Annotated in this window: 11 protein-coding genes and 1 tRNA gene; 8 read left to right on the top strand and 4 right to left on the bottom strand. The window is 35.8% G+C overall.

All coding sequences use genetic code 11. The features are described 5' to 3' along the window. Positions 1-69 precede the first annotated feature (69 nt). Positions 70-297 carry a hypothetical protein gene (locus IEV85_RS09390; protein WP_188462607.1) on the top strand — a complete coding sequence of 76 codons (228 nt, stop codon included), beginning with the start codon at positions 70-72 and terminating at the stop codon, positions 295-297. Between the two features lie 179 nt (positions 298-476). Here the strand turns inward: IEV85_RS09390 and IEV85_RS25070 are convergent, their stop codons facing one another. Continuing rightward, on the bottom strand, positions 477-608 hold the full coding sequence (locus IEV85_RS25070) for a hypothetical protein (RefSeq protein ID WP_262892142.1): 132 nt from the start codon (positions 606-608) through the stop codon (positions 477-479). 188 nt (positions 609-796) lie between these two features. Between IEV85_RS25070 and IEV85_RS09385 the strand changes: the two genes are divergently transcribed. Beyond that, the gene (locus IEV85_RS09385) at positions 797-1204 is read left to right on the top strand and encodes a hypothetical protein (protein WP_188462605.1); all 408 of its coding nucleotides are present in this window, start codon (positions 797-799) and stop codon (positions 1202-1204) included. 104 nt (positions 1205-1308) lie between these two features. On the opposite strand, the gene IEV85_RS09380 is transcribed toward IEV85_RS09385, so the two are convergent. The 3 genes from IEV85_RS09380 to IEV85_RS09370 all read right to left on the bottom strand — a co-directional run bounded on the left by IEV85_RS09380 (position 1309) and on the right by IEV85_RS09370 (position 4264). After that, positions 1309-2742: a sigma-54-dependent transcriptional regulator gene (locus IEV85_RS09380; RefSeq protein ID WP_188462603.1), complete on the bottom strand. Its 1434-nt coding sequence runs from the start codon at positions 2740-2742 to the stop codon at positions 1309-1311. Positions 2743-2972: 230 nt separating this feature from the next. Then, positions 2973-3494 carry a hypothetical protein gene (locus tag IEV85_RS09375; RefSeq protein ID WP_188462601.1) on the bottom strand — a complete coding sequence of 174 codons (522 nt, stop codon included), beginning with the start codon at positions 3492-3494 and terminating at the stop codon, positions 2973-2975. Positions 3495-3868: 374 nt separating this feature from the next. Then, positions 3869-4264, bottom strand: a complete 396-nt coding sequence (locus IEV85_RS09370) for a PRC-barrel domain-containing protein (protein ID WP_188462599.1) — start codon at positions 4262-4264, stop codon at positions 3869-3871. 366 nt (positions 4265-4630) lie between these two features. Between IEV85_RS09370 and IEV85_RS09365 the strand changes: the two genes are divergently transcribed. The 6 genes from IEV85_RS09365 (at position 4631) to IEV85_RS09340 (ending at position 13023) form a co-directional block, all read left to right on the top strand. After that, on the top strand, positions 4631-5863 hold the full coding sequence (locus tag IEV85_RS09365; RefSeq protein ID WP_188462597.1) for a PAS domain-containing sensor histidine kinase: 1233 nt from the start codon (positions 4631-4633) through the stop codon (positions 5861-5863). A gap of 215 nt (positions 5864-6078) precedes the next feature. Continuing rightward, positions 6079-6942: an SDR family oxidoreductase gene (locus tag IEV85_RS09360; RefSeq protein ID WP_188462595.1), complete on the top strand. Its 864-nt coding sequence runs from the start codon at positions 6079-6081 to the stop codon at positions 6940-6942. A 19-nt stretch (positions 6943-6961) separates the two neighbouring features. Next, a complete protein-coding gene (locus IEV85_RS09355; protein ID WP_188462593.1) occupies positions 6962-7129 on the top strand; it encodes a hypothetical protein in 168 nt (55 codons plus the stop codon). Between the two features lie 283 nt (positions 7130-7412). Continuing rightward, positions 7413-7486, top strand: a tRNA-Pro gene (locus IEV85_RS09350). 699 nt (positions 7487-8185) lie between these two features. Then, on the top strand, positions 8186-11401 hold the full coding sequence (locus IEV85_RS09345) for a T9SS type A sorting domain-containing protein (RefSeq protein ID WP_188462591.1): 3216 nt from the start codon (positions 8186-8188) through the stop codon (positions 11399-11401). A gap of 95 nt (positions 11402-11496) precedes the next feature. Beyond that, the gene (locus IEV85_RS09340; protein ID WP_188462589.1) at positions 11497-13023 is read left to right on the top strand and encodes a tetratricopeptide repeat protein; all 1527 of its coding nucleotides are present in this window, start codon (positions 11497-11499) and stop codon (positions 13021-13023) included. Positions 13024-14567 lie beyond the last annotated feature (1544 nt).

Here is a 14567-nt window from a genome sequence, read left to right as displayed (position 1 = left end):
AAAAGCCCTCTAAACTTACGATTTGAACCAACTTAGATAATTTCATTTTTCACCACAAAAACAATCAACATGGAAAGAGATCACAAAGAAGGAAAATTGGCAAAAGAGATAGAAAATGAAACTGCTAAAATACCCTCAGATGTATATTTATGGACGGCTGTATCTGCAATGGGTGCTTCTTTAGCGCTCAAATTAATGGGGAAAGAAAAAACAGCACTATTTATTGGCCAATGGTCAGCACCAATATTAATTATGGGCATATATAATAAAATAGTTAAAACGGAAGGATCAGAATAAACCTTCTTATTAAACTATTATATTTCTGAAAAGAACTGTCGGGGAATTTAAGGTTTATTGTTTGCGATGACAGTAAAATCTAGGCACCTGACAAAACAAAGGAGAGTTAATTAGCTCTCCTTTATTGTTTAAAATCACCTTTACTTCTATTCAGTTTTTTCATTAATTTCAGGCTCTGCTCACCTGGTGAAATCCGCATCAGTTTTCTTTTCTTCATCGAGCGTTTCATCCAGTAATTTAATGCCATCTTCAACTCCCTCCCATTTTAAATTTATCAGGATATCACAAAATGCTACAAATTCACCACACATTGGAGCGTTAATGCAACTCCTTCAATATGTTAAGCAGAGTTTATCTTAACTACATCAAGTATGATTTAAACCCATCTCAAACAATTAAAGTAGTGTATTCGTACCCTTAGGTAAGGCATACTTTAAAGAGAAAAAAGAAAGGCATGCTGTTTGAACCAATTATTTAAAACTATATAACCCATTACAAAATGAAAAAAGCAATAATAACTTTTTGCGCAGCAGGATTTTTTATGATTGTAGCTTGTGACAACCAGGCAACAAGAAATGAAGATGTTAATGACGATTTAAATGATCAGACAGATACCACAAGTTATGGAAGCGAGAGAGGTAATGAAGATTTGAATAATGAAGGAAGTAGCCAATTTGGAGCAGGGGGAACTGAAGGCGATTATGATAACAAAACCGGCCCCACTTCAGGAGGTGTATCTGAAGATGAAGTAGACTATACAGAAAATGATTTACCTGAAAATATAAGACAAAAATTTACCGGTGAAGAGGCAGGAAATGTAATGATACAAAGCTCAAGGTCTTATATGAGAGATGGTAAAAAGTATTATGAAGTGATTTTAGAGGAAAAAGAAACACCAGCTAACTGAAATAACTTACAAAGAAAAACTTTTTGAAGAGTAGCATTACTGATAAGTTAATGGTTGAAATAACAATTACTTAATTTGGTTTAGTATACTGCTACTCTTTACTTTTAATATTGAATATCCATCATTTTCAGTTTGGTATAGAGTGTTTTACGATGGATGTTTAGCATTTCAGCGGCCTTTGTTTTGTTAAAATGAACTTGCCTAAGCACCTCAATTATTTTTTTAGATTCGGCATGAAAAGCCGTAGATTTCAAATCAGCAGATTCATTCTGAATATTACTAGAGTTCTGGAAACTCTCATTGTGAGGGCTTGGTGCATCCACTTTATCCGAAAAAGTATTTTCACTCCGTAGAACAGATGCCGGCAGCGCATCAAGATAAATACAATTATCATTAGCAACAAAAAGGCAGGCTCTTCGAATTACATTTTTTAATTCCCTGATATTACCCGGCCATGAATATTCTTGAAAATACTCTTTCACCTCTTCTGAGAGCACTGGAATAGGCCTTTCCAGCTCTGCAGCGGTATGTTCAAGAAAATAGTCAATAAAAAGAGGCAAATCTAACTTTCTTTCTCTTAAAGCAGGCACTTTTAATACAAATTCGCTTAATCGGAAGAATAAATCATCTCTAAAACCTCTGCCTTCAGCTTTCTCTTGTAGGTTTTCATTTGTTGCAGCAATAATTCTTACGTTTACAGGAATTTCCTTTGTACCTCCAATTTTTCTTATCACCTTTTCCTGCAAAGCACGCAAAAGTGCCATCTGGGTTTCAAGTGATAAATTAGCAATTTCATCCAAAAATACCGTCCCTCCTTCCGCCAATTCAAAAAGCCCTGTTTTCTTTGATACGGCCCCTGTAAAAGATCCTTTTTCATGACCAAAAAGCTCGCTTCCGGAGATTTCTTTTGAGATGCTACCACAATCTATGGCTATAAAAGGCATGTTTTTCCTGGGACTCTCATTGTGAATCATTCTGGCTAAAGATTCCTTTCCTGTACCAGTTTCACCCTCAATAATAACCGAATAATTAGTAGGGCCTACCCTTTTCACCTGTTTAAGTACATTAAGCGCTGATTTACTCCTCCCTACCACGAAGTTCTGTAAAGTGCTTTGATGGCCTTTTTGTTCTTTTTCACCGGCACATTGCTCCTTGGATTTCAAACTTTCACCTGAAGAAAAAGCTTCTTCAATTATTTCAAGTAGTTCATTAGGATTCAAAGGTTTAGCCAGGTAGCTATATGCGCCTTTTCTCACTAAACTTACTACATTTCTTAGGTTAATCTCACTACTAATAAAAATAATTAAAGCTTTTGATTGAATGGCAGATGCTTTTTCAAAAAACTCATTCCCCTCCAAATCCGGTAAGCGGTAATCGCACAAAATAAGGTCAAATTTTACGTCCTGAATAATCTGTAGCGCTTTTTGCCCGTAACCGGTAGTTTCTACCTCAAAATTATTAACGGTTAATAACTTTCTTAGCCGTTCACAGGAAGAAAGCTGGCAATCCACAACAAGTATTTTCCTTTTCCTTTCCATTCAATCACATTTAATTAATATGCTACTACTTATACTTTTGTATTAGGACCTTTTCCGGTACTTATTTACCCAATCTATTTTAAAATATGAGATGGATGATAGTAAGTAAGCTTCAAAGCTACTCATTACTAACTGGCATTATGTTACATCAATTCAGCCTCAGGTTACATAATTCATCTAAAAGACTTGGGAATAATGAAGTAAAAACTGTGTAGGGATAATCCCACAGCTCAAACTAATAGCATTGCTGAGGCACCCTCACTTACTTTTTTATTAAGCTGATACCAAAACTCAGGGCTGTCGGTAATTAAACGGAATATATTAACTGTAGTGATTCCAAAAACTATATGTGCAATAAATAACGCAATAAAGTAATGTACAAAAGAAATTTTAGGAGGGTGAAGGTGTAGTGCAAAGTAAAGACGCCAAACAATAATAGCAATTGTACCACTAATAGCACCCACCCAAAAAGAGTCAATCCAGGAAACCTCAAACACACCCCAATTCCAAAAAAGAAAATACATAAGCGCAAATAATAACCCTACACCTAAATGACCAAGAGATCCGGCAGTCAGTTTTTTACCTTTCCCTTCTTCATTCTTATTCGTAGTACCGGTAATCATAGAGCCTAAGATATGAACAACTTTAGTGTCTTTTCTACTCAATTTGGCATAGAGGTACATCACAGCAGTCATAGTAATTGTGCCTGTTACACCGGAAACGATTGTGAGCAAGAAATGAGTTGGTGTCATAAATGTGAAACTACAATTGAAAAATTGTTCATAGTAAAGGTAAAAACCTATGTATTTAAATGCTTACATGATTGTTTTCAATTTTTACAAAATTGCTTTAAAGTCTTCTAAAGCTGCGGATTTCTTTCAGGTTCCATCTGGAATACTGCGAGAAAACATGAAAAATAAAAGTTAGGAATGATTTTAGATTTTTAATCTGCATTCATTATTTCTAATAAATTACACAATCTGTTACTTAAAATACACAGTGAGGTATAAAGGCCGGTAGCCCATATTAAAAAGTAATACTTCAGCTTTGAAAAAAAATACCGGAAAAAAGAAGATTTTTCTCTCTAATTTCCGGCATTCCTATCTTACTATAAATTGCTATTTTATTATAATCCGGGAGTGCGAGCCGCCACTCTATTTACCCGATTGGATTCAACACCGTAGTAAGTATTAACCTCATTAATAAACTCACTTTGAGGACCTTTAGGCCAATTATCCTTATCAAATCCTGGTGAATTTTTAAGTCTATCTTTATCTATATCCAGAACCAATACTTCATCTACAGTATTGAAACTAAATACCTGCCATGGAATTGCAAAATACTTGCTCTCAAGGTTTAAGAAGCCGGTATTAACTGATAAAACAACATACTGCACCTCACCCGTATCCGCATCAAGCATTATGTCCTTAATTTCCCCTACTGTCTCATTAGATAGGTTCTTAACTTTACTTCCTTCCAATGTGCTGGTAGAAAGTACTAAATCATTATTTTCGCTTTGCATAGTTTAAAAAATTAATTGGTTAAAAAATATTACAATTGTAGACGAATCAATATCTATGCCATAGGCCTAATTGCATTGCCTAAACATAATTATTAAATATTATACGACAAGTAAACAGCATTGGCTGAGCATTTGTAACAATATGTTTAACGATGATTAAGGCATTTTACAAGATTGTTAAACAATTGGAATTTTAATTTTTACAGATGAAAAATTCACCATTCTATATTTTTAAATAAAAAATCTACTTATTAGCTTGCAATAACCAAAACAATTAGCGGTCTAACTTGTTGGCTACACTACTATTTTTTGTCAATCGGCGAGGTCCCAAAGCTCCCCGCAATTTTTAACTTGAAATTTATCACAATGGATCACGGTGAAAAAAGTAAAGTAATTATTTTAAATAATAAAGACGACATTAACCTCACACTATTAAATGAGGATAAATTGTTTCTTTTTCGGGATAGTTTTATAAGTTCTGAAGTTTTATACCGTTCATCAGAAAAACTGGCGGGAATTGGTATATGCAATATTCATTTGCCCGAGAAGAAAGTTAATTTTTCTGATAACCTTTACAGAATATTAGGCTACGAACCGGGAAGTTTTATACCTACATTAAGGTTAATTCTTAAATTTGTTCACCCTGAAGATAAGAAAATTTTGAAGGGTATAACTAAAATAGAAAGTGAAGTTAATAACAATTCTGAATTTCATCGCCCGCTTAGAATTATTACCAAGAATGAGGAAACAAAATACGTAAGCATCAACAGCAAACTTAAGGAAACTGAAAATGCTCAAACAGTAATGATTTCCGTGAAAGATATTACTATGGAGATGAAGGAAATTATGAAATTGAGAGAGCAGAATAAAGAGCTGAAACGCATTAATGCACAATTATCAGCTTTCAATATGGTAGCAAGCCATGATTTACAGGAACCTTTAAGGAAGATTCAGATATTTAGTTCAAGAATGGAATCTATTAATGATGCTACACCTCACAATATATCAGATTATACCTTCAAAATTAAAAATACTGCTCAAAGAATGCAGCAGCTTGTGAGTGACCTTATTGCTTATTCTGAAACTTCAAAACCAGATATTAAATTTGAAAAAGTAAATCTGAAAAATATTGTAAAAGGGGTGCTGAAGGAAATGGCTTTTCACATAGATGAAAAAAAGGCTTCCATTACCACAAGTGAACTTCCGGAAGCTACAGTGATACCATTTCAGATACATCAGCTTTTTGTTAATATATTAAGCAATTCACTTAAATATTGCTTACCTGACGTACCTCCAAAGGTTACAATTAAACAAGAAGATGTTACCGATATTGATTTAAATAAGCTTACCGGATACAATAAGTCTGATCTTATCAGTATTTCTATTGAAGACAACGGTATTGGTTTTGACCCTATTGAAGCAGAGAACATTTTTTTGGTTTTCAAGCGCTTGCATGGAAAGCTTGAATTTGATGGAACCGGGATAGGCCTGGCTATTTGCAAAAATATTATAGATAACCATACGGGTTACATACGCGCTGAAGGAAATCCTGGCTCAGGAACAAAAATTACGTTTACTCTCCCAAGGGACAGAAACTAAAACATTCTCTTTCCTTTCTATTCCTTATCCAAACTTAGCTACTTTCTAGCACCTCTTTTTTCTGAATAAAGTGTTAATGATGCAACATCAGCATAAAAATATGTAAAGTTTCAGCACTTGCTCATGCCTACCTTTGTAATATAAAGATGTTTACACAATTGAACCTTTGCTTTTAAAAAAGCAAAAATTGTAAAAAACTATTTATAACCTACAGTATGGCAAAAAAGAACGACAAACCAGCTCAAGAACAGGAAAAGCAACCTGGAAAAGAGAATAAAATGACTCCCAGGCCAGAAGCTAAAAAGGAAAACGATGGCTATAAAGGAAGTGATAAGCTTAAAGATAAAGTTGCAATTATCACAGGAGGTGATAGTGGAATTGGAAGAGCTGTAGCTATAGCTTTTGCTCAGGAAGGAGCCAGCCTGACAATTGCTTATCTTGACGAAGATACAGATGCTGAAGAAACCAAAAAACTGGTTGAAGAAGCCGGAGGAAAGATTAAATTATTTAAAGGAGACTTATCAAAATCGAACCAATGTGAGAAGCTTGTTTCTGAAACAATAGAAGCCTACGGAAAACTGGATGTTTTAGTGAATAACGCTGCACAACAATATCCGCAGGAAGATCTTGAAAAGATTACTGAAGAGCAGCTACGTAAAACCTTTGAAACCAATATCTTCCCTTATTTTTTTGTAACCAAAGCGGCATTATCGCATTTAAAAAAAGGGGCAACAATCATCAACACTGCCTCTGTTACAGCCTACAGAGGCAGTCAGCATTTAATGGATTATGCTTCAACTAAAGGAGCAATTGTAGCTTTTACAAGGTCTCTTTCAGCCAATTTAACGCCAAAAGGAATAAGGGTAAATGGTGTAGCTCCCGGTCCTATCTGGACCCCATTAATTCCATCATCTTTTCCCAAAGATAAAGTGGATCAATTCGGGGCTAATACCCCAATGGGCAGACCTGGGGAACCTTCTGAAGTTGCTCCCAGCTATGTCTTTTTAGCTTCGGAGGATGCGAGCTACTTCTCAGGCCAGTTTTTACATCCTAACGGTGGCGAAATTATTAATACATAAACCTTAAAATTACGCTTAAATGAAAAGTCAAATACACTTATTGAACCCTGAGAGCTTTTTCCCTATGGACCTATCAGAAAAAGGAAAGCATAGCAGTAGTACCCAAAACAAAAGAAAAGGTATGGGAAGGAGAGAAAAGGCAAAGCGCCAGCACACTGATGAAAGTGATACTATTAATGATGATTAAAGCATATAATTTTTATAGAATTAAATGATTTGAGGGATTTTTTTGTGGCAACTTTACCAAATATTTTTTTGATCAGGTGAAGTGATTTTTTTCTGGAGATTATTATTTTATCTATTTTTTGGTTGCCACTCCCTCTCTTTTCCAATCATTTAATGAAGGGAGCATTTTGCTCCCTTTTTTATTTTAGCAATTTCTGAAAACACATCACTCTCTTTTAAAATTGAGTTTGAGATAATTTCTGCTTTTGTAATTTATCAAAAAAACTTATAATTGCACATCAATTCGGGGTGTGGCGCAGTCCGGTAGCGTACTCGTCTGGGGGGCGAGAGGTCGCAGGTTCAAATCCTGTCACCCCGACATAAATAAGCCAATAACATTCAGATGTTTTCTTACTACCAAAAGTTTTATACAGAATAAGAACAGAGGTTCTAACTCAAAACTCAGTGTAGATTCGCGAGAGCTTTGAGTTATAAACTTACTCGCTTGAGTAACCTACCACCCTAAAGAAATCCATTCTTTATTGTGTGAATTTTTAAGGTAAAATTACGACTATCATACTTAGCAATTTGCCAATAAGCATGCTTTAGTTATATTTTAATTTCCATAATTCAACAAAAGCATATTTCCTGGCCCTGTATCAGTCTATGAAAAAACACTTACTCATCTGTGTTGCTTTCCTATCCTTATTAACATTTAGTTGCACAAAGATTACCGAAGTAGATAAAGCTGAAGAAGCAAAAAAGCAAGTCCCTTGATGGAGTTTTTCAACAATGTAGCTTATGGAATTATGGATGCTTTTGAAGGAGCAACTTGACGAATAGTTATTGCATCAAATTAATACCTATTTTTTGGGTACAATTCATACCTGTACATTAAAGGAAAAATGGATTATAAATTTTTCAATGTTACTTCGATATTAAGGTCCGGATAATGAACATTGTCAACACTATTGTCAACAGTCTCTATTAGCGCATCTCTTTAATTACCATTAGTTTTGGAAATAAGCGTCAACGTATATACGCTCCATTTCTAATACTAAACTTTAACAATGATACGATGCTACAATTCAACATTCCAATTCTAAAACTGCAAAAATGTGTATTACTGCTTCTCTCCTTTCAACTGACATTTTCTCTTGTAGCACAAGAAAAACTTTCTAAATACCCATCCCCTAATAACTATAGTGTTTCCCAGCAGGATGGGATTTTATCCAAAATAGGAAACAACTCCATCCCAGGGCATTCCAAAGCTTCGCAGGAAGCATTTTATTCCAACACCCTGTTGAATAGAAAACATGGCTTCAATACTCATTCAAGCCGATTGAATTCAGATTTCGAATTTTTGCGACATTTGTGTACCGGAATGAACACTCCCTATGCAAGTGTGTCAGATGCTTCAGGAAACACCTATATTACAGGAGTAGGATCCAATGCTGAAAGTACACAAGGAGATTTTGTGACTATAAAAGTAGACCCTACCGGGACTTTGATATGGGAAACTCGCCAAAGTGGAAGTTTATATGCTGTGGAATATGGAGTACAGATACATTTGGATGCTATCGGAAATCCAGTTGCCACTGGAGTTGGCTGGAATGGAAGCGATATGGATGTATATACTATTAAATATGAACAAGCTACCGGGGTTGAAATATGGTCCACCACTTTTGACAGTGGGAATAGTACTTTGGATATTCCCACCGCCATGGATATATCTCCAACAGGAGATATCGTTATTGGAGGTATCACCTATACAGGTGCTTCCATGGAATACCTGGTATTGAAATACAATGCTAGTGGCCAACTCCTTTGGTCTGCGGCTGATTCCAATCCGATAGCATCCTCTTGGAATGAGCCCTCCGCTATTGCTGTCAACGAGTCCGGAGTTGTTGCTATTACAGGATATGCAGCAGTTGACGGAGATAGCCAAGGATATTGGGAGGGTTATCTTACACTCTTATATGATTCAGAAGGGAAACAAGTTTGGAGACGCCCATTTTTATTCCAAAGCCTTGTAGATGAAACCGACCCTTCCAGCGGGCTCAACAATACGCATTCTGCAGCTAAAAGTATAGCCTTTGATGCCAATGGAAACCTAATTGTTACGGGTACTTTTGATGTGATTAACGCACCTAGGATGGGAACAATAAAATATGATAGTGATGGAAATGAGGAATGGATAAAAACTTACCGTGCGGGTGAATTCAAGGATGATTATACCAATGGCCATTCTATTAAAATTGCCGGAAAAGACAAGATTTACGTAGTAGGCAGACATACAGCCGGTTGGATCAATGAAGGTCTGGTCTTGATTTCATATGCAGATGATGGACAAGAAAACTGGACGGATGAAAACCAAAATATTATTCAAATCCAAACTGCTAAAATGATTTTGGATGAAGATAATTTACCTGTTATTGCAGGTTTAGGATACGATGACGGCACCCAGGACTTACGTGTAAGGGTATTTAAATATTCAGAAAACGGAACCATTTTAAATGAAACGAGCTATCTAAAGATGTTTTCGGCCACTGAGAGCATAAAAAACTTAATAGGACTTTCCGTGGATAATAATGACAATGTATATTTAACTCTGGATAACTACTACACTTCCAAGGGTGGGGTATTTGAAACTGTAAGAATACCCTTTGATTCGGATCCAAACAATCCAGACTGGACAGCTGTGTTAGAAACCCCGCTATCCAGTTCCAACACACGAATGCTCAACAGTACTGTGGATTCTGAGAATAACACCTATGTAACTGGCGATTTTGGAGTGATAGAGAACAACCAATTCATTATGAATTATTTTGTTGCTCAATACAATGAAGCGGGAGAGGTACAATGGGAAAAGAATTTCAGCCCGCAAGATGGTATCGAACCTGGCGGCATCGTTGTAAAAGTAGATACGGATGACAATCTTATTGTTTTTCTACTGCCTAACCCTTATACCGTTTTACCATTGCGCATAAACAAATATACGCCATCGGGAGACCTGATTTGGGAAATTGAAAAGGAGGTTCATTCGGCTCTATTTAGCGCATTCTTTTTAGATGATGATAACAATATTTATGTTAGTGGGAGTGCAAAAGAGAATGATTCTGATGATTTTCCGGTTTTTGCGACCCTAAAATACAATGCAGAAGGTGAAGAAGAGTGGGCTCAGTTCAACACAACAGGGCAACCTGACGATTTTGTTTTTGAAATCAATGCCGGTGAGGTAACTTCAGATGGAGCGGTTATTTTAACTGGAGTTAGCGGCTATTCTTCAATGTTTGCGCAAGTGGTGGATCTCACAGTCATAAAATATAATAGTGCTGGCAATTTGGAATGGTTGAACAAATATCCGCAACCCGATTTTGGCAGTAATGGAGTTGATTTGTTAACCGACCAAGATAACAATATATATGTGTGCGGGAGGCAAGTGGAGCCACTAATGCAGGTGGAAGAACTACTGGCCTTAAAAATTGACCCAGATGGGGAAGTCCTATGGACCACTTCATACGGACAAAGTGATGAAGGTAGACGCATCAATCCTTACAAGATAATGCAAAACAGCCTTGGTAACCTGATCATACCATCTTATAGTTTGTATTGGGTGGCTGGTGAACCATCAAACAATAGAATCAACTCCATTGAACTTGACCAGCAAACTGGTGAAATAGTATGGGAAAACAATTCTGAAATCGGAAGATATTACAAGGATGCTTATATTGATGGAGACAATACGCTTTTCATTTTAGGGCAAACCCAAGAAGTAACATACAAAAGATTGGGAACAAACACGATAGCAAGTCTTCTGAAAATTAATAGTGTTGGTCAGACTATTGAAGAATTGGATTTTGCTGGACCTGCATTATCTGATTATAATCCAAGCAATATAACCCCATTGAACAACGGCTCCCTTTTATTGGGAGGCACACTTTATAATATAGACTTTTATAGCGGAATCTACTTTTTTGAATCCTCTCACATTGTTCTGGGGACATCAGAACATGGCTTTGAACATCCGAATGTGTCAAATTGGTTAGGACAAAACTTTCCGAACCCTGTACAGGATCAAACCACCATTCCTTTCTTTCTTAAAAATGGGGGAAAAACATCAATCATAATTTACGATAGTACGGGAAAAAGCGTTTATAGCATTATGGACAAAAACTTTTCCGCAGGGAATCATAAAATTAACATCAACCTAGACCAATTGGACAGAGGTATTTATTATTATCAAATTAAGAATGGCACTTACAAAACAGCAAAAAGATTGTTAAAACAATAACTCATAATAAACCTGTATGAAATTTCTTATATTCATTAATTTTGGTGTAGGAAATTTTGTATTGGTTTTTTTAAGCAAGTAGTGAAACACCTATAATGAATCGCGGAATACAAATAGCAGCATATCTTGTGACTTCGATGATATGCCTAATTAATTGTACTTCACCTTTGGAAGAGACCTACAATCAGAAGTCTTTTCATTCTGAAACTGGCAAAGTGGATAGCGTGGCATTGCAATCGTTATATGCCTACGTAAAGAATGATTCCCTAAACAATCTCGCATTGGACTATTGGAGATCCGGGGATTACCAAAAATCACTGAATATCATCAATATTGCTTATAAAAGAGCTGAGAAGGAAGAGAATGATACCGAATTAGCAAAAATACTTAACACCTTAGGCTTGGTACAATGGCGACTCGGCAACAATGAAGATGCGATGAGTAGTTATTCCATAGCCGGAAATATTGCAGCCAAATTGAATATGACCAGACTTCTCGGACTCACCCATACTAATCGTGGCTTGATTCTAAAGGAACAGGGAGATTACGAATCCGCCTTTATGCATAATAATCGCGCCATTCAATTATTTAGAACAGAACATGAATATCGGGACCTTGGCATTGCCCTAAACAATCAGGGACAGATTTTCAAAAACAAACAGCTGAATGATTCCGCCAAGTCTTATTACCTGGAGGCCTTACGGCATTATGAAAAAGCGGATTACAAAGATGGGGAAGCAGCTACTTATTACAATTTATCGGATATCTACTTGCGTGAAAGAAACCAGGCACTTGCCCTGAATGCTATCCAAAAAAGCCTGCGATTGAGCTTACAAATTGAAAGAAAAATAAGAATTAGCGAGGCCTACCAAAAGCTCTCGGAAGTTTATGAAGCCTTTAATAAAACTGATTCAGCATTAAAATATTACAAACTTTATGCGGTAACAAACAATGGTATTTTAATTGCTAACCAATCGAAAACCCTCGCAGAATACCAGGCGAAAATGGGTTCTGAAGTTAAAAACCTGCAAATACAGAATCTAAAAAAAGAATCCCAATTGAATGAAAATAGAAACTGGTTCATAGGGCTTGCCATTCTGTCCTTTCTTTTAATAGGCGTCTTTTTTGTCTATCGACATTTTCAGAAAATACGTTTCAAAAAAAGAAAATTGGAGATTCAGTTAAATAGCTCCAACAAAATACTCACTATAAAGGAACAGGAACTCAAGACTTATATCCTGGATCTTTCAAAGAAAAACGCAATAATTGATTCCCTCCAAAAAGAACTACAGGAGACTAACGCTTTTCGTAAAAACGATACAGCAGTTACCAGCTTGCTGGAACAAAAAATTCTAACAGAGGACGACTGGACTGTTTTCAAAAGTAGATTTAATAGTATCTATCCTGGTTTTTTTGGAAAAATACAACAACATAATATCGCCCTTACTGAAGGCGAAATCCGTTATTTGGTGCTGCTAAACCTAGATTTAAAGAGTAAGGAAATGTCTCACATTTTAGGTATTTCACCACAAAGTGTTCGCGTCAGCAAAATGCGATTAAAGAAAAAAATAATAGTTCGAGGATATCATAGTGTGGAAGAATTCTTAGGTGAGTTGACCTAATATGCTCATATATTAAAGTGTTTTTCTTTGAATGAGGATTAACGAAATTCAAATTCTTTTCCTATTCTATTGCAGATTCCCTAAATCTTTCGGAAAAGAAAGAGAAAATAATGACAACGCTCCTGCATCAAATGCAGGGTGAACTAAAAATAATATTGATTATTATAGACAGAATCTTATTGCTTCCCACCTTAACTTTCTTTTCCAGTACTCTAAGCGCTTTCACAATAGATAGTTTCTTACAAGAAATGAATGCTTTATCCTATATTGAAGAATTTGTCATTGATAGAGTTAAATAAATGCTTTCAAGGACTAATTTAAGTGTAAAAGAAATAGCTTACAATTTGTGGTTTGAATGTACAAAATCCTTTAATACCATGTTCAAGAAAAAGATAAAACAAACTCATTTAGAATTAAGGCAGTCATTCAATTGAGGTTTAATAACGCTATGACATTTTAAATTGGAACCAGAAACCAAAGAAGAAACCCAAAGATTTTTAATTTTCTTTTTAAAGGGAGAAAAAACAATGCTTTTATAAGACCTTTTATTTTTTACGACCTTCACCTTCCTATATTCAAACGACCATTAGCCAGGAGGGTAATCTTGCAGAGCATAAGTGGGAAGAGTTCCTAAAGCTTCAGTCAGCCATTGCTTATTGGATTGAAGTTGTCTCATTTGAGGTTTAGTTTCTCAGCCTTTGGCTGAAAGACTTTGATATCTTAACACAAAAGGAACAATGCTAAAAGACCTATGAGAAAAATCAAGACTTGCTTTTCGTAAAACCTATTATGCCTCGTTTTGTACCACTACGCATATATTCGAACCCAATTACAGCCACGCATATATGCATACTACTTTTACACCACTCATATATACGCACTACTAAAATTGAGTATGCGTGATTAAAATTTTCAACCACGCATAATTTTTTAAAAAATAAAATATGCCATGAGTAAATTTTGTTTTTGGCATAGTCATTAAATATTATTTTAGCTATGGTTAAACCCTAAAATAAACATCCTGTGAAAGCTAAAGATGCAAGTGCAAGGGTATTCGCCCATACGCTGTCCTTCAATACTCCGATATTATCGGATAAGGTGGTAGCACATTTCCCAGGTAGTTCTCAATTCATATCTTCTGGTATCAAGTGTTCTTTTTGCTGTACTTCTGCCACTGGCATTGTTCAGTTACATTATTCTTCTTTAACTAAATACCTAAACTATATCTGAATTACTCGCCATATTTTTGGCATTTGCCTCTTGCAAAAAATAGTCAAATTCTTAACTTACCGACATTGAGGGTAGCGGTCTGGAGCGAGAGATGGCAGGTTCAAATCCTGTCACCCCGACTTAAGCCAGTAGCATTCAACTATTTTTTTGATATTTTTACTTCTATAAGTTCTTAGCCAGACTGAGAGCAAGATGCTCAATCGAAACACAGAGCAGATTAGTAAGCATCTTTGGTATCATGGCTAGCAGATACAAGTAACCTTCCAAGTGAACAAAACTTCTTATTTATTACATACCCTTTAGCGTAAAAACTA

The organism is Marivirga lumbricoides (genome assembly GCF_014636295.1).
In the GTDB taxonomy this organism is placed as follows: domain Bacteria; phylum Bacteroidota; class Bacteroidia; order Cytophagales; family Cyclobacteriaceae; genus Marivirga; species Marivirga lumbricoides.
This window is presented reverse-complemented; position numbering and strand designations above follow the sequence as displayed.